Here is a 16,562-nt window from a genome sequence, read left to right on the forward strand (position 1 = left end):
ATGAAAAGTGCAAGAAAATATGGGAAATATTTTTTGCACATTTATACTTCATTATTAGTTATTAAAAACTAAGTCGAACTCATCAATAATAGTAACAAAAGCAGTAGGTAAATATTCTCTACGTATTTTATCTACTATAACTTGTGACATCTCCTTATAATAAGCTATTGCTATACCTCCTGTTATACAAGCAATGGTATCGCTATCACCACCTAATGAAATTGCTAATCGTATAGCGCTATCATAGTCTGTGCTCTCCAAAAAGGCAACAATTGACTGGGGTACTGTACCTTGACAACTTTCGTCAAATGGAAAAGTAGGGCGTATTTCATCAAGGGTAAAATCTAAATCATATCCAAACTTTTGCTCTATATAAGCTTTTATCTCAGCTTTATTTTTACCTGTTCGTGCCAGAAAAATAGCAGCTGCTGTAGCTTGTGCTCCTTTGATACCCTCTGGGTGATTGTGTGTTACTACTGCTGTTTTTTCTGCTTTTTTAAGTACTTTATCTAAATCATTATAAGCAAAACCCACCGCACTTACACGCATTGCCGAACCGTTCCCCCAACTATTGTAGGGTGGTGCGGGGGTATCGTGTGCTAACCACTTAAAAAAACTTATTCCATAACCTCTATTTGGATAACGCTTACCATAGTCTAATATTGTTTGAGCAAAATCCTTATTGTGAAGAATCGCATCGGCTATGGCAATAGTCATTACTGTATCATCGGTAAAGGCTGTTTCTCTTTTAAATAGTGGAAAATCAGTAGTTCGTGTGTTATTAAATTCGTATACTGAACCGATCACATCTCCTGCTATTGCCCCTAAAATTGTCTGTTTCATAACTAATAATCAATTAGTTGATTATGGTATTACTCAATGGTTTGCATTTCTACTAATCGTTTGTACATACCATTTTTTTGTATTAGTTCGCTGTGGGTACCTTGTTCTACGATACGTCCTTTTTGCATCACGACAATCAAGTCGGCATTTTGTATAGTGGAAAGGCGGTGAGCAATAACTATAGAGGTACGGTGTTTCATCATATTCTCTAAAGCGTTTTGCACCAATCGTTCACTTTCGGTATCGAGTGCTGAAGTAGCTTCGTCGAGTACCATTATAGGGGGATTTTTCAGTACTGCACGGGCAATACTCAAGCGCTGTTTTTGTCCACCGCTCAATTTGCTACCTGCATCACCTATATTAGTTTCAAAACCTTCAGGCAAGTCGTTTATAAACTCATAGGCGTTGGCGATTTTGGCTGCTGTTATAAGTTCCTCATCGGTAGCATCGGGTTTACCTATCAGTAGGTTGTTCTTTATGGTATCATTGAAGAGTATAGAGTCCTGCGACACTACCCCTATAAGTTTGCGCAAGGAAGTGGTTTGCATATCTTTTACATCCACTCCATCGATGAGGATTGCACCTTCGTTTACATCGTAAAAACGAGTGATTAGGTTAGCAATAGTACTTTTTCCACTCCCTGATTGCCCTACTAAAGCTACTGTTTTTCCTTTAGGCACTTCTAACGAAAAATGGGAGAGTACGGGTTGTTCAGCATAAGCAAAAGTAACCTCTTTTAAGGTGATAGCTGTAGTAAAATTTTTTATCACCACAGCGTTTTCACGTTCTTTGATGGGGTTTTCGTAATCGAGTATTTCCAAGATACGCTCGGCAGCAGCATTTCCGCGGCGCATATCGTAAGAAGCTTTGCTGATAGCTTTAGCAGGTGTGAGGATATTATAAGCCAAGCCCATAAAAGCGATGAACTGAGTTCCCTCTAAAGTTTTGTCGACCAACACCAGAGAACCACCGAACCACAACAATATAGCAATCATCAAGATACCGAGGAACTCACTCATAGGGGATCCTAAGTTTTGTCTATTCATTACCTTGTTGCTTAATCGGTTAAAGGTTTGGCTAGAGTCGGCAAATCGCTTGGAGAATATACTTTCGGCATTGAATGCTTTGATGACACGCAATCCGCCTATAGTTTCTTCTATGAGAGAAAGAAATCGCCCTTGTTCTTGTTGTACTGCTATAGAGTTCTTTTTAAGAGATTTACCTATTTTAGAAATGATAGCTGCTGCAATAGGAATAAATATAAAAGTAAACAGAGTGAGTTTTACGCTGATGCCTAACATTACTAAAATAGAAAATATGATGGTAAGAGGCTCACGTATAAACGATTCTAATGCTGAAAGCATAGAGTTTTGTACTTCGTTTACATCGCCTATCATACGGGACATTATATCACCCTTGCGTTGATCGGAAAAGAAAGCTATTGGCTGATTGACTACTTTTTTATACAGATTATTGCGCAAATCTTTAAGTACCCCATTACGAAGATAGGTAATAAAAAAAGAAGCTAAATAACTGAATAAATTTTTTAGCAAGAAAAGAGAAAGCACCAAAGCAATCACAATTGCTAATGCCCAAATGGTATTCTCGCCTGCTAGTGCACCTACTTTATAGTTCAAATAGGCTTTGCCATAACTACCCAGATCTAATAAATTTCCTGAATAGACAGGTTCTTGGAACATAGGTTGCGTTTTGCCAAAAAGGACATCGAGCATAGGAATCAGTGCGACAAACGATAAGGCGCTGAAAAGTGAGTAGAGTATATTAAAAAATATATTCAGAAACGCCTGTTGTTTATAGGGCAATAGGTAAGGGATAAATCTCTTGAGTTTCATTCTTATTTTTTGTATTTTTTAACGGTTTCGTCCCTTCTTAACTTTTGATTATCAGTATATACAAATTCAGGAACGAAATAGATTTGGCGAGGTACTTCGTACTTTAGCATATCTTTATCCATATAGATATCGTGAGCTAAAGTAGGGTAATCTTTTTCATCGCCTTGTACATATAACACAGCGCGCTGTCCTAATTCATCATCAGGTTCTTTGGTAATAAAGTAATCTCCCTTGATATACTTTTTGATTTTGCGTTCTACACTTTCAGGGAAGACCTTAAAACCGCCAGAGTTGATGATATTATCGAAACGTCCTAACCACTCAAACTCATTGTGAGAGATAAGGTTTACCATATCGTTTGTAACTACAGGGTGATCGGCAATTAAAGGAGCATTAATTACTAAGCAATGGCGGTCGTCTTGGGTGAAAATCACATTAGGCATTGCCTTGTAAGTAGTTTCGTGTTCCTCGGTGTGATTTACCTTACGCATCGCAATATGCGAAATGGTTTCGGTCATTCCGTAAGAAGAGTATACTTCGGTAGAAATATTCTGTAATTTAGCTTCTAACTCACCATCAATAGAAGCTCCGCCTAAAATTAGTTTTTTTACACGAGGTAAATCGGTAAGAGATTTTGCTGCTTGTAAAGGAATCATTGCACAGAAATCGTAATTTTTATTGGTGAGCGATAGCGGCATAGATGAAGGTCTGATAATATCGAGGTGCAAGCCCAGAACAATTGCACGAATGAGCATCATTTTTCCTGCGATAAAATCGGCTGGCAGACACAACAGAGCACGGTCTTTGGGTGAAAGGTTTAGATATTCACCTGTAGCCAAAGCAGAGTTTACCATTCCTTGTTTTTTAAGTTGAATTTGTTTAGGGATACCTGTTGATCCTGAGGTTGTAGCTTCGATATAATCTTTATTATCAAGCCAATCCAAAAGAAATCTTCCTACCGCTTTACGGTAAGGCAAGCCATCCTTTACATAGGCTACTGCTAAAATGATTAAGCGTTCTCTATCAATAGGGAAACCGTTGATTCTAAAATCTTTATGTACAAATTTGTAATCTATTTCTTCCATATAAAATAATATTATTGTTTAGATAGCAATTGCAAAACTACAATTTTTAAACGAAATAGACAAAATTAAATACAAATATTAGATTTTTTCTACTTGAAGCTACAATGAAAAAAGTTACCCTTGATATCAAACCTCTCAATTCTGGAAAATTATATTGATTTAGAAAAAATCACTAATTCATAGATAGCAAATAGAAAAATCACCTTAGTATTTATTTTTATTTTTTAGCTGTATTTGAGCATTTTACAAAAAGATAGCAAAAATATTTTCTCTAATGTTCAGTTTTATATCAAAAAAATTCTTAATTTTACCGCATCAAATTCAAATATTATGTATCAATTAGACCGCATAGATTTAAAAATCTTAGATGAACTACAAAAAGATAGCAAACAATCGGTTAAAAGTCTATCTGAAAAAGTAGGTTTATCAATTACTCCTGTTCACGAACGTATTAAACGGATGGAAAATACAGGTGTTATTCAAAAATATGTTGCTGTTGCTGACCCTAAAGCCCTTGGGAAAAGGCTGATAGCTTACTGCCAAGTAAAACTTTTGAGACACAGCGGACAACTATTTGAAGAATTTGAGAAATACATTAGTAATCTTGACGAAGTGCTTGAAGCCTCGTATATGGCAGGTAGTTACGATTTCCTCCTGAAAGTTATACTCAACGATATGGAAGATTATCAGAAATTTGTTGTACAGAAACTTTCTAAAATGGAAATTATTTCTAATATTCAAAGTTCTTTTATAATTCAACAAATCAAAAATACCTCTTGGATTAAAAGTATAAACGAAGAAGAAACTGAATAAAATCAATCTAAAAAATGCACATAGCCATTGCAGGAAATATAGGTGCAGGCAAAACGACACTTACCTCCCTATTAGCTAAACACTACCAATGGGAAGCCCACTTTGAAGATGTGGTAGACAACCCTTATTTAGACGACTTTTATCACCAAATGGAGCGCTGGAGTTTTAATTTACAAATATACTTTCTAAACAGTCGCTTCCGACAGATTTTGGATTTTAGAGAAAAGGGCAACGATATTATTCAGGATCGTACTATCTACGAAGATGCTCATATTTTTGCTCCTAACTTACACGAAATGGGGCTGATGAGTTCTCGTGATTTCGACAATTATAAATCGCTGTTCGCTCTAATGGAACGCTTAGTTCTCCCTCCAGATCTACTGATTTACCTCAGAAGTTCAGTACCGAATTTGGTAAACCAAATACAAAAACGCGGTCGGGATTACGAAAATACAATCTCAATAGACTATCTAAACCGCCTCAACCAACGATATGAACAGTGGATAAAGGGCTATGATAAAGGGAAACTACTGATTATAGAAGTAGACAATATTGATTTTGTAAACAACCCTGAAGATTTAGGTGATATTATCAATAAAATAGATGGACTTCTTTATGGATTGTTTTAAAATTAAAAAGAGACACCCACTATAGATATAGTGAGTGTCTTTTTTTCTTTTATATTTTATTTGTTATTAAAAGAATTTGTTTACGTGGAAAGCTACCAACCCATCGATTGGTTTTCTAAGTACAGTTCCTAATTTAAGATTGTTTTCAGCTAATACTTCTTCCAAGATATCTTGGAGGAAGAAAGCGATACTACCCACAAAGTTGATAGGCACTTCGTAGCGATCTTCATATTGAGAAATCCAGTGGTCTACAAATAGTTGCATACCTTTTCTCACCATATCGCGGCAATATTCGTGATTTTTGTTTTCAACCACAAATTTTGCAAAAGTAGCCAAGTAACTATTAGGGTTAGGCATTTTGTACAAGTGGTTTTTAATTACATCAGAGCCCAATTCATATTGGTTTTCAAATTTTTGCACGAGGTCAGCAGGCATTTTCTTGAAGTAATAGTCGATAATCAAGCGTTTGCCATAGAAGTTTCCACTTGATTCGTCCATCAAAATATAGCCTAATGAATCTACTGCTTGGTATAATTCTTTACCATTCCAATAAGAACAGTTAGCACCTGTACCTAAGATACATACAATAGCTTTATCGGAGGGGGCTGTAGTAGCAAACACAGCAGCATAAGTATCTTCTTTTACTTCTATTTTAGCGTTTTTGAAGATAGTTGCTAAGCTACGTTCTACAAAGTAACGGATGCGTTCAGTACCACAACCAGCACCATAGAAATAAATTTCGGATACTGAATTTCTGTTTTCAAACAATTGGTAATTGGTGGTAATACGCTCTACGAGAATTTCTTCTGTAAGTACTTCGGGGTTCAAACCTAAAGTTTGCGTAAAAAATATTTTTTCACCTTTGCTGTTTAAGGCAGTCCAATCGGCCTTAGTAGCACCACTGTCTACAATTAAAATCATATCGTTTCGGTTTTTAAATTATTATTATTTTATTAAAAAAAGGTGAGTTTACCCCTAAGTTGGGCAACTCACCTTTTTTAAGAATTACAATTTAGCAACGTGTTGAGCTAAATCTACTAATTTGTTTGAATAACCAGTTTCGTTATCGTACCAAGAAACTACTTTGAAGAAGTTAGCACTCAAGCCGATACCAGCTTTAGCATCGAAAATAGATGTATTTTTGCAACCTACGAAGTCTTGAGAAACAACCAAATCTTCAGTGTATCCAAGGATACCTTTCAATTCACCTTCAGATGCTTTTTTCATAGCAGCGTTGATTTCTTCAAGTGTAGTTGGTTTTTTAGTACGGAAAGTCAAATCAACAACTGAAACATCGGCAGTAGGTACGCGGAAAGCCATACCGGTAAGTTTACCGTTGAGTTCAGGAATTACTTTACCTACAGCTTTAGCAGCACCTGTGGTTGAAGGAATGATGTTGCAAAGAGCTGAACGTCCACCTCTCCAATCTTTTTTAGAAGGACCGTCTACTGTTAACTGAGTAGCAGTTGTAGCGTGAACTGTAGTCATTAGGGCTTCTTCGATACCGAAGTTATCGTTCAATACTTTAGCGATAGGCGCCAAACAGTTAGTTGTACAAGAAGCGTTAGACACGATAGTATCAGTAGGTTTTACTGTTTTGTGGTTCACACCCATTACAAACATAGGAGCATCGGCTGATGGAGCAGAAATCACTACTTTTTTAGCACCTGCATTGATGTGAGCTTGTGCTTTTTCCAAAGTGGTGAAGATACCAGTACATTCAGCAACTACATCGGCGTGTACTTCGTTCCATTTAAGGTTGTTAGGGTCTTTTTCAGCAGTAATACGCACTTTTTTGCCATCTACTACTAAGTGACCATTTTCTACTTTCACATCACCTTTAAAAGTTCCGTGAACTGAATCGTATTTCAAAAGGTAAGCGATGTAATCTACATCCAAAAGGTCGTTAATACCAACGATTTCTACGTCGGCTCTTTCATAAGCAGCACGGAATACGAGACGACCAATACGTCCGAAACCGTTAATTCCAATTTTTACTGACATAATTCTGTTAAATTTAATTTATTCGTTATTTAATTTTAGTTTGTTACGACGTTACTAAGTTGCCATTATTTCGGCTACGCGGAGGAGTTCTGTATCTATTTTAGAACTACCTTTGATAGCTTTTTCAAGCGGGGTGAGTTCCATTTTATTGTTACGTATACCCACCATATAGTTAGATTTACCTTCAAGGAGAGATTCTACAGCTTTTACTCCCATACGGCTTGCTAAAACGCGGTCGAAGCAAGAAGGAGCCCCCCCCCGTTGCATGTGGCCTAATACAGATACACGCACATCGTAATCGGGGTGGTGTTGTTCTACGTATTCTTTAAGTTCGAATACGTTTTTACCTATTTTATCGCCTTCGGCAACCACTACCAAGCTAGAAGTTTTACCAGTCATACGACTTTTTTCCAAAGATTCAAGTAGTTTTTTAAGTCCTATATTCTCTTCTGGGATCAAGATCTCTTCAGCTCCTGCTCCTACTCCAGAGTTGAGAGCGATATGCCCTGCATCACGCCCCATTACTTCGATGAAGAACAAGCGGTTGTGAGAGCTTGCTGTATCTCTAATTTTATCGATAGCCTCAATTACAGTGTTGAGAGCTGTATCATAGCCTAAAGTAAAATCAGTACCATAAATGTCGTTATCGATGGTACCAGGGATTCCCATTACGGGGAAGCCAAATTCTTTGTTGAACAAGAGCGCTCCAGTGAAAGAGCCATCACCTCCTATTACTACTAAAGAATCTACTCCTGCTGCTTTTAATTTTTCGTAGGCTACTTTGCGCCCTTCAGGAGTTCTAAAGTCTTTAGAGCGGGCAGATTTCAAGATAGTACCCCCTCTGTTGATAATATCGCGAACGCTACGAGCGTTCATTGGTTCGAAATCGCCTTCTATCATTCCCTGATAGCCGCGATATACACCTACCACTTCGATATTGTGGTAAGCACAAGTACGTACCACTGAGCGAATGGCGGCGTTCATACCAGGAGCGTCTCCTCCTGATGTTAATACTGCTATTTTCTTTACTGACATTGTCTGTTTTTAATTTTCCGCCTCAAAAGTACGAAATATTTTTGATATGGCAATAATTTTATGTTTTTTTTTTAACTTAAAAAATATAACTATTTATCTTTTTAGGAGTTAGGAAATAGGAAATAGAAATTAGGGATTAGGAATTATTATATTCTTTTAGTGCTTCGGCTAATATGTGAATTGCTTTTACGATTTTTTCTTTTTCAAGTACATAAGCAATGCGCACTTGGTTACGCCCTAAGCCTTTGGTGGCATAAAAACCTTCGGCAGGAGCTAACATTACTGTTTCGTTATTCACTGAGAAATGGTCTAAAAGCCATATACTGAAATCTTCAGCGTTTTCTACAGGTAGTTCTGCTATACAATAGAAAGCGCCTTTAGGCATTGATACGCGTACCCCTTTTACTTTTTGGAGTTCCTCAATAAGCACATTCCTACGTTGGGTGTATTCTTTTAATACTTCTTCAAAGTAAGTGTCGGGCACATCAAAAGCGCGCTCTGCACCTATTTGAGAATAAGTAGGGGGAGACAAGCGTGCTTGAGCGAACTTCAAAACAGACATCATCACGTCTTTATTCTTAGAGACTACCCACCCGATGCGTGCTCCACACATACTAAAACGTTTAGACACCGAATCTATCATTATAGCATTTTGTTCGATGCCTTCTACTTGCATAATGGAATAATGGGTAGCACCATCGTACACGAACTCGCGGTATACCTCATCGAAAATAAGGAAAATATCGTGTTTTTTGGCTATTGCTGCCAATTGCAAAATTTCCTCTTTAGAATACAAATACCCTGTAGGGTTCCCTGGGTTACAAATGAGAAAAGCTTTGGTTTTAGGCGTTATCTTTTTCTCAAATTCTTCTATAGGAGGCAAGGCAAAGTTATCATCAAAAGAAGACGTAATAGGTACACATATAGCATCAAAGGCTTCTGAAAAGCTGATGTAGTTCGCATAATAAGGTTCAGGAATGATAATTTCATCATCGGCATTGGCAACAGTAGCAATTACATAGGTAAGCGCTTCGGAGCCACCATTGGTAATGATGATATCATTGCTATTGACCTTAATATCGTGTTTTTTGTAGTATTCGACCACCTTTTCTCTGAGAGAGTTGATGCCCTCACTTTTGGTATATTCCAATACCTTAGGGGTAAAATCTTTGACTGCCTGAATAGCTATTTCAGGGGTTTTAATATCGGGTTGACCAATATTGAGGTGGTAAATAGTTTTCCCTTCCTTAGCTGCTTTTTCGGCGTAAGGAGTGAGTTTCCTGATAGGAGACTGAGGCAATATTTGCGCTCTATGTGATATTGTAGGCATAAGTTAATTTATCAATTAGTTAATTAGCAAGTTAGCCAATTTGTCAATTAACACATTGGCTAATTGACAGATTGGCTAATTATCTTATTTTTTTGCTACTAATTCAGCAATGCGAATAATCACTTCGGTAGCTTTTTCGAGGTTTTCTACGGGTACAAATTCGTATTTACCGTGGAAATTATGTCCGCCTGCAAAGATATTAGGGCAAGGCAATCCCATAAAGCTAAGTTGAGAACCATCGGTACCACCGCGGATAGGTTTGGTTATAGGGGTAATACCTAATTCTTTCATCGCGCGTTCGGCTACTTCTACAATATGCATCACAGGTTTGATTTTTTCACCCATATTGTAATATTGGTCTTTTATTTCGGCTACTGCCACATTAGGGATTTGTTTGTTCAAATCGTCTACAATTTGCTGTACTACGGCTTTGCGTTTATTGAAAAGGTCGCGGTCGTGGTCACGGATGATAAGCTGTACTACTGTATTTTCTACATCTCCAGAGATATCGGTAATGTGATAGAATCCTTCGCGACCTTCGGTGCGAGCTGGAATTTCGTCGGCTGGTAGCGCATTGATAAACTGAGTAGCTACAAGCATTGAGTTTATCATTTTGTTTTTGGCAGTACCAGGATGCACGTTTTTCCCTTTGAAGTGTATTTTAGCTCCTGCTGCGTTAAAACTTTCGTATTCAAGTTCGCCAATTTGTCCGCCATCCATTGTATAAGCCCAGTCGGCAGCGAATTTTTTGACATCGAATTTATGAGCTCCACGACCTATTTCCTCATCAGGGGTAAAGCCTACGCGTATTTTTCCGTGTTTGATTTCGGGGTGTTGCACGAGGTATTCCATAGCGGTTACGATTTCGGCAATACCTGCCTTATCGTCAGCTCCCAAAAGGGTAGTTCCATCAGTTGTGATAATGGTATTGCCTTTGTAGAGCAACAAATCCTCAAAATAAGAAGGTGATAACACTATGTTTTGTTCTTTGTTGAGGACGATATCACCCCCATCGTAATTTTCTACAAATTGTGGATTTACGTTTTCACCAGAGAAGTCAGGAGAGGTATCGAAGTGAGAGATAAAGCCAATGGTAGGTACTGGGTAATCTACATTTGATGGCAAGGTAGCCATTACATAGGCGTTTTCATCTACTGTTACATCTTGCAAACCAATGGCTTTCAATTCTTCTACCAATAAGTTTGCCATATTCCATTGTTTTTTGGTGCTAGGAGTTGTTTCACTCTCAGGATTAGACTGAGAGTCTATTTTTATGTACTTAATAAAACGGTCTACTAAATTTTTCATTATATATAGTTTTTAGTTTTTCTTGTTTGTTAGGAGTTTATCCCCCGTTCCCCCGAAGGGGGACAATTCTCAAAAGTGAGTGTTATATAGGGTTAATTGTTCTAATATTATAGTCAAACAAAAATAGATTGCGAATAAATAAACTTACTTTTTAAAGGCGTTTGCAAAAAGTTTTATTTATACGGGCGTTTGCAGCACATACCCAGCTATCGCTGGCTTTCCTACACAACACACTCTAAGAGTAGTTGATTTTCAAGGTAATCAACTTTGCCAAAGTCTGAAACGATATTTTTCAGTCTTTTAATGGTAAATTTATACATTCATTTCTACCCTTCATAAACATCTCTTTGCCATTGCCCTCCTATAAACTCCCTATTAGCACTTTCGCCATAATCGAGGTTAAAAACATCATTGAGAGTAGGGTCGGCTTTTACTAATTCTTCCAAGGGCACCATCTTCCAATCGGGTTCTCCTAAGGGAAGGAAAAACCAATAGCCTTCTTTATCGTGTATTACATCTACAATTGGTTCTTGACTTTCTAACCAAGCGGATGTTGTAAATACGGGGCGGAGTTTGTCTTCTCTAAATTTGAAATCGGCATTTCTATCTAATAACGGTTGCAAGTAGATTAAATCTTCTCTAAAATTTGTTTCATAAGGGAATACCACCTTTGTCATCAGGCCATATCAATTGTAATGCAGGGAAATCGGCTGTTTGGTAATAGTTGATTGCTTGTCCAAAATAATCAGGGATATTACGCTTGTCTACTGTTAAGAATTGTACGGGATGTTTTTCTAATACGCCACGATAATTCTTACCTATTTCTATAGATTTTCCTTTTTTTACGCCTTCAAACGCTACCGTATTGAGTATGGTATGGAGTATATCTATTGGCATTCCTAAAGTAATAAGCTCAGGGTGTTTGTAGCTTTTCCACAAACCTACTGTATAAGCAAAAGATGGCAAGTAATCAGTTTGGGGTACCATTATCACCCCAAAGCCGTATTTTTCGATATCACTTGTCAATTTATTGATATATTGATTTGCCAATTCGTTAGTTTATTGATTTAATGCCTATCAAGGATTGAATTAACTTGTTGATTATAAACTTCCTCCTAATTCACTTACTCGGCAATTGCCGATAATCTTTTAAAGGGGAGATGCGACACAAAAGTGACAATACGCTGTTAATCAGGGATTATCATTTTCCAATTCTTGATTCATATTACTATCATCATCTTCTGGTTTTTTCTTACGTCTTAACTCAAAATTTTTTCCGAGGTATACTTTACGTACCGTCTCATCGGCAGCCAAATCTTCAGGCACTCCTGATTTGAGGATTCCTCCTTCAAACATCAAGTAAGTACGATCGGTAATAGCAAGAGTTTCCTGCACATTATGGTCGGTGATGAGGATACCAATATTTTTATCTTTAAGTTGAGCCACAATGCGTTGGATATCTTCCACCGCAATAGGGTCTACCCCAGCAAAAGGTTCGTCGAGCAAGATAAAATTCGGACTGGTAGCCAAAGCCCGGGCAATTTCGGTACGGCGGCGTTCTCCCCCTGAGAGTAGGTCGCCGCGGTTTTTACGGATATGTCCCAAGCTAAATTCATCAATCAACTCATCGGTTTTGCGTTGTTGTTCGGCTTTAGAGAGTTTGGTGAGTTGCAATACACTTTTGATATTGTCCTCAATGCTCAACTTTCTAAACACCGAAGCTTCTTGTGCCAAGTAGCCAATACCGCTTTGAGCGCGTTTGTACATAGGATAATTGGTAATATCGGTATTATCCAAGAAGATCGTACCGCCATTGGGTTTGATGAGTCCCACAATCATATAAAAGGAAGTAGTTTTACCAGCGCCATTAGGGCCTAAGAGTCCAACGATTTCGCCTTGGTTTACTTCCAGTGAAACGCCTTTTACAACCTTTCTTCCTTTGTATATTTTGATGATGTTGTTTACTACTAATTTCATATAGTTAAAACGAAAAGCGATAAGGCATTTCGTTGAGTTCAGTTTCTAAATCTACCCAGTCGTGCACTTCGGTTACGATGCTATAGACCATTTCCTCGGTAAGCACTTTTCCTTCGTAAATATCGGTAATAGTTTGTTCGCTCATCACTTCTTGCAAGAAGCCTTCGTCGCCCATATAATCTACTGCCCATTCTTTGTATTTTGCAGGGTTAGTAGTTATGTGTTCAAATTTATCGATGTGTTCTTCCACAGGAAAATTTTCCACGCATTGCCACGTTTCACCATCCAAAGAGTATATCACAAAAGGGATATCACTTTGCGAGAAGTTTTTACGATAGTAGGGCAAAAACACTTTGGGGATGCGTTTCTCGAAATCGTGGTTATCGCCTCCTTTGCTGTCTTCGGCGCTGGATGAGGGTACTATTAAGCAGGCTTTATCGATAAAATAGAATGACAACGATGTGCCATCTTCATCTTCAAAGCCGTGCCCCCACTGGGCTTCATAGCCGTCGTATTCTTCTTCATTGGCTTTGTAGTAGGTGTGATAAACTTCGAACTCGTGACCACAAATAATCCAGTCTAACACGGCTCTGCCTTTGCAAAGCTGTTTCAACGTTTTCACGTTGGGTAAGTGCTGTAAGTAGGTATTACAATCCATTAAAAAATATTAAATTACCTTGTTTTGTTCTTTTTTTAAAACATAAGCCGAAATAAAAATACTTATTTCGTACAGGAGCATAATCGGTATTGAGACGATTATCTGGCTGGCTACATCGGGGGGGGTGATAATAGCGGCAACTATGAGCACTACTATCAAAGCGTGACGTCTATACTTACGCATAAAAACAGGGGTTACAACGCCCAGCTTAGTAAGGAAATAAATGACAATAGGCAGTTCAAAAACAATGCCACACGAAATGACCGATGAGCGTACTACTGAAATATATGAATCTATATCTATTTGATTTTTCACCTCAGGGCTTACCGAATAAGACCCTAAAAAGTTCACTGAAAGCGGTGTTATAAGGTAATAACCAAACAATACGCCTATAAAAAACAGCAAAGAAGCAATAAAGATAAAACCTCGTGCTAACTTGCGTTCGTGTTCATACAATGCTGGGCTGATGAATTTCCAGACTTCATAAAGCACATAAGGGAATGCGATAATCACTCCTGCCCAAATAGACGTCCAGATATGAGCTGAGAACTGCCCTGCCATTGTACGGCTTTGGATGGTAAAAGGGAGTTTTTCGGCACAGAAAGCGCTTTCAAAACCAAAAAAGTGCCCTATTTTGCAGAACATTTTATAAGTGAAAAAATCGCCATTTTTAGGAGCAAAAATAATTTGAAAGATAAAATCCTTACATACAAAAGCTACTACTCCCACAATTAAGACGGCTATAGTAGCGCGTATTAAATGCCAGCGCAAGGCTTCCAAATGGTCTAAAAAGGACATTTCATCTTGTGATGCTCCCATTGTAAGTTTATTAATTTCTTTTAATAACAAATTTAATGGTGCAAAGATAAAAAATAATTCATAATTAGCAATTATAGGTAATAAAAAAAACTGCTTGGTCTCCCAAACAGTTTTTTTGTTATTCAAACATTGTTATTCCATACTCACTACTATAAATTCGCTACGGCGGTTAGCTTGATGTTCTTCTTCGGTACAAGGGACACCATTAGAGCAACCATTTACCAAACGAGTTTCGCCATAACCTTTAGCTGTTAGGCGTTTACGTTCAATACCTTGTTTTACTATCCATTCGAGGGTAGATTTTGCGCGTTTATCTGACAAGGCTAAGTTGTAGGCATCGGAAGCGCGGCTATCGGTGTGAGAACGGATATCAACTTTCATCTTAGGATACTGTTTCATCACCTCTACTATCTTAGCGAGTTCTACGGCCGCATCAGGACGTATATCAGACTTATTCAAATCGAAATAAATTTCTTTGATATTGAATACTTTGGCTAAATCAGTATTTTTAGAAATTGCGACTTCTCTTGGTTTGAGAAGCATTTCGTAGTATGTTTCGCCTTCTTTATCGGTGTTTACTTTCACTTCAGCAGTTTCATATTTTTCTTTTTCGCCACGCAAGTAGTAATACAATTCTTTACAATCTACCTCATTGAAAGCAAAAGTACCATCTTCTTTAGTTTTTTGTTTAGCGACTTCTTTCATTGTTCTATCAGAAAGTATAATGAGTCCATCAACAATTACATTATTCGTTTTAGCATCTTTTAAGACTCCTTTGAGCATTTTCTCACAATCAAAAACTAAAGGTTTTTCTTCAAAGAAGCTATAAATATCATCTCTACCTTTTCCTCCTGGGCGGTTAGATGAGAGGAAGCCTATTTTAGAATCGCTATCCATTATAAAGCAGAAGTCATCATCGGCACTATTACCTGGGCGACCAATATTGATAGGTTTAGAAGTCGTACCATTTTCATAGAATTTTACAGCGAAGATATCCAAACCACCTAAACCAGGGAATCCATCAGATGAATAGTACATTACGTTGTTTTTAGAGATGAAAGGGAAAGATTCGCGTCCTGGGGTATTGATTAGATTTCCTAAATTTTCAGGTTTTCCGTATTTGTTATCTCCTAAAATTTCTACTCGGAAAATATCAGATCCGCCTAAGGTACCTCCCATATCGGATGCAAAGTACAAATATTTTTCATCAGGGCTTAAGGCAGGGTGTGCCACATTGTATTGATCGCTATTGAAAGGCACTTCTACCACATTACCCCACTCGCCATCACTACCTTTGGTAGCGCGAAGTATTTTTAGAAGAATGGTATCATCCTTATCTGTTCCTAATTTTTTATTTACATAGTTGTTACGAGTAAAATAAACTGTTTTACCATCTTTAGTAAAAACAGCAGTAGACTCGTTGAATTTTGTGTTGATAGCAGCAGAGAAGGGTTTCTTATTAGACAATTTTTGTTTGTTGCGATCGGCTACATAAAGGTCGTAGAACCCTTCGCCTGTCCATTGAGAGACACCGCCTTTAGAAGCTCTTCCGCTAGTAGCTGCTGCAAATACGATTTTATCACCGTAGAAAGATGGTCCATACTCAGAGTACTCTGTATTTAAAGCTATAGGATTCAGTTTAAATCTTCCTGAATTCTCTTGTATAGCTTGTTGATAATCTTTATTTTTTTCAAAAAGTATTGCTCGGGTATCTTTATCATCGGTCAATTCGGCGAACTTAGCCATCATTTTATCAGCATCATTATACTTACCTACTGATTTTAGGACTTGTGCATAACGATAGTAATACTCAGGTTTTACTTTGTAATTTGGATTTTCAAAGAGTTGTTTGTACCAAGGGAGTGCTTTTTTGTACTCGGCGTTGTAGTAATAGGAATTACCTAAGCTCTCTAGCATTTCTTGGTTTACAAATCCTTTTTTAGCAATACTTTCGTATATTCTAATAGCATCGACATAAGCAAAGTTTTTGTACATTTCATTTGCTTTTTCTAATTCCTTTTCAGGTTGTGCTAATAGCACTTGTGCACTACATAATAATGCGAAAGTTAAACTTAGTAATCTCATTTTTTATAATTAATAATTAAAAAATAGGGTTAAAATTTTAAAAAGTGGTTAGCTCACACTAAAAGAATCGAGGAGATACGATTTTTTTGTAGGTTTTTACCAATTCATAACGCAAGAAGATTT

16 protein-coding genes are annotated in these 16,562 nt (G+C 37.5%); 2 read left to right on the plus strand and 14 right to left on the minus strand.

The window, feature by feature from the left end; all coding sequences use genetic code 11:
* Nucleotides 1-54: 54 nt before the first annotated feature.
* The 3 genes from HMPREF9073_RS02350 to HMPREF9073_RS02360 are packed head-to-tail and all read right to left on the minus strand — an operon-like array spanning nt 55 to nt 3,781.
* Complete coding sequence (locus HMPREF9073_RS02350) at nt 55-843, minus strand: ADP-ribosylglycohydrolase family protein (RefSeq protein ID WP_009412369.1); 789 nt, start codon at nt 841-843, stop codon at nt 55-57.
* Nucleotides 844-872: 29 nt separating this feature from the next.
* The gene (locus HMPREF9073_RS02355; protein WP_009412370.1) at nt 873-2,696 is read right to left on the minus strand and encodes an ABC transporter ATP-binding protein; all 1,824 of its coding nucleotides are present in this window, start codon (nt 2,694-2,696) and stop codon (nt 873-875) included.
* Between the two features lie 2 nt (nt 2,697-2,698).
* Entirely contained in the window at nt 2,699-3,781 is a 1,083-nt protein-coding gene (locus HMPREF9073_RS02360) for an AMP-binding protein (protein WP_009412371.1), read from the minus strand.
* Between the two features lie 330 nt (nt 3,782-4,111).
* On the opposite strand from HMPREF9073_RS02360, the gene HMPREF9073_RS02365 reads away from it, so the two are divergent.
* A complete protein-coding gene (locus HMPREF9073_RS02365; protein WP_034555180.1) occupies nt 4,112-4,594 on the plus strand; it encodes an Lrp/AsnC family transcriptional regulator in 483 nt (160 codons plus the stop codon).
* Between the two features lie 14 nt (nt 4,595-4,608).
* Complete coding sequence (locus HMPREF9073_RS02370; RefSeq protein WP_009412373.1) at nt 4,609-5,223, plus strand: deoxynucleoside kinase; 615 nt, start codon at nt 4,609-4,611, stop codon at nt 5,221-5,223.
* A 66-nt stretch (nt 5,224-5,289) separates the two neighbouring features.
* On the opposite strand, the gene HMPREF9073_RS02375 is transcribed toward HMPREF9073_RS02370, so the two are convergent.
* The 11 genes from HMPREF9073_RS02375 to HMPREF9073_RS02420 form a co-directional block, all read right to left on the minus strand.
* Nucleotides 5,290-6,144 (minus strand): hypothetical protein, encoded by an 855-nt coding sequence (locus HMPREF9073_RS02375; RefSeq protein ID WP_009412374.1) that lies wholly within the window; start codon nt 6,142-6,144, stop codon nt 5,290-5,292.
* A gap of 84 nt (nt 6,145-6,228) precedes the next feature.
* Nucleotides 6,229-7,227, minus strand: coding sequence for a type I glyceraldehyde-3-phosphate dehydrogenase (gene gap / locus HMPREF9073_RS02380; RefSeq protein WP_009412375.1), 999 nt, complete (start codon nt 7,225-7,227; stop codon nt 6,229-6,231).
* Between the two features lie 54 nt (nt 7,228-7,281).
* Nucleotides 7,282-8,262, minus strand: a complete 981-nt coding sequence (gene pfkA, locus HMPREF9073_RS02385; RefSeq protein WP_009412376.1) for a 6-phosphofructokinase — start codon at nt 8,260-8,262, stop codon at nt 7,282-7,284.
* 136 nt (nt 8,263-8,398) lie between these two features.
* Nucleotides 8,399-9,592 carry a pyridoxal phosphate-dependent aminotransferase gene (locus HMPREF9073_RS02390; protein WP_009412377.1) on the minus strand — a complete coding sequence of 398 codons (1,194 nt, stop codon included), beginning with the start codon at nt 9,590-9,592 and terminating at the stop codon, nt 8,399-8,401.
* Nucleotides 9,593-9,676: 84 nt separating this feature from the next.
* Entirely contained in the window at nt 9,677-10,900 is a 1,224-nt protein-coding gene (pepT, locus tag HMPREF9073_RS02395; protein ID WP_009412378.1) for a peptidase T, read from the minus strand.
* Between the two features lie 326 nt (nt 10,901-11,226).
* The gene (locus HMPREF9073_RS16175) at nt 11,227-11,577 is read right to left on the minus strand and encodes a hypothetical protein (protein ID WP_009412379.1); all 351 of its coding nucleotides are present in this window, start codon (nt 11,575-11,577) and stop codon (nt 11,227-11,229) included.
* Nucleotides 11,552-11,926: a DUF4262 domain-containing protein gene (locus HMPREF9073_RS16180; RefSeq protein WP_232212860.1), complete on the minus strand. Its 375-nt coding sequence runs from the start codon at nt 11,924-11,926 to the stop codon at nt 11,552-11,554. The genes HMPREF9073_RS16175 and HMPREF9073_RS16180 overlap by 26 nt, the downstream gene beginning before the upstream one ends.
* Before the next feature lie 165 nt (nt 11,927-12,091).
* The gene (gene lptB, locus HMPREF9073_RS02405; protein WP_009412381.1) at nt 12,092-12,877 is read right to left on the minus strand and encodes an LPS export ABC transporter ATP-binding protein; all 786 of its coding nucleotides are present in this window, start codon (nt 12,875-12,877) and stop codon (nt 12,092-12,094) included.
* Nucleotides 12,878-12,881: 4 nt separating this feature from the next.
* Nucleotides 12,882-13,535 carry a hypothetical protein gene (locus tag HMPREF9073_RS02410; RefSeq protein WP_009412382.1) on the minus strand — a complete coding sequence of 218 codons (654 nt, stop codon included), beginning with the start codon at nt 13,533-13,535 and terminating at the stop codon, nt 12,882-12,884.
* A gap of 9 nt (nt 13,536-13,544) precedes the next feature.
* Nucleotides 13,545-14,354, minus strand: a complete 810-nt coding sequence (tatC, locus tag HMPREF9073_RS02415) for a twin-arginine translocase subunit TatC (RefSeq protein WP_034555183.1) — start codon at nt 14,352-14,354, stop codon at nt 13,545-13,547.
* Between the two features lie 132 nt (nt 14,355-14,486).
* Nucleotides 14,487-16,439, minus strand: a complete 1,953-nt coding sequence (locus tag HMPREF9073_RS02420) for an OmpA family protein (protein ID WP_009412384.1) — start codon at nt 16,437-16,439, stop codon at nt 14,487-14,489.
* Between the last annotated feature and the right edge of the window lie 123 nt (nt 16,440-16,562).

The sequence above is a fragment of the Capnocytophaga sp. oral taxon 326 str. F0382 genome, assembly GCF_000318295.1.
Lineage (GTDB): Bacteria > Bacteroidota > Bacteroidia > Flavobacteriales > Flavobacteriaceae > Capnocytophaga > Capnocytophaga periodontitidis.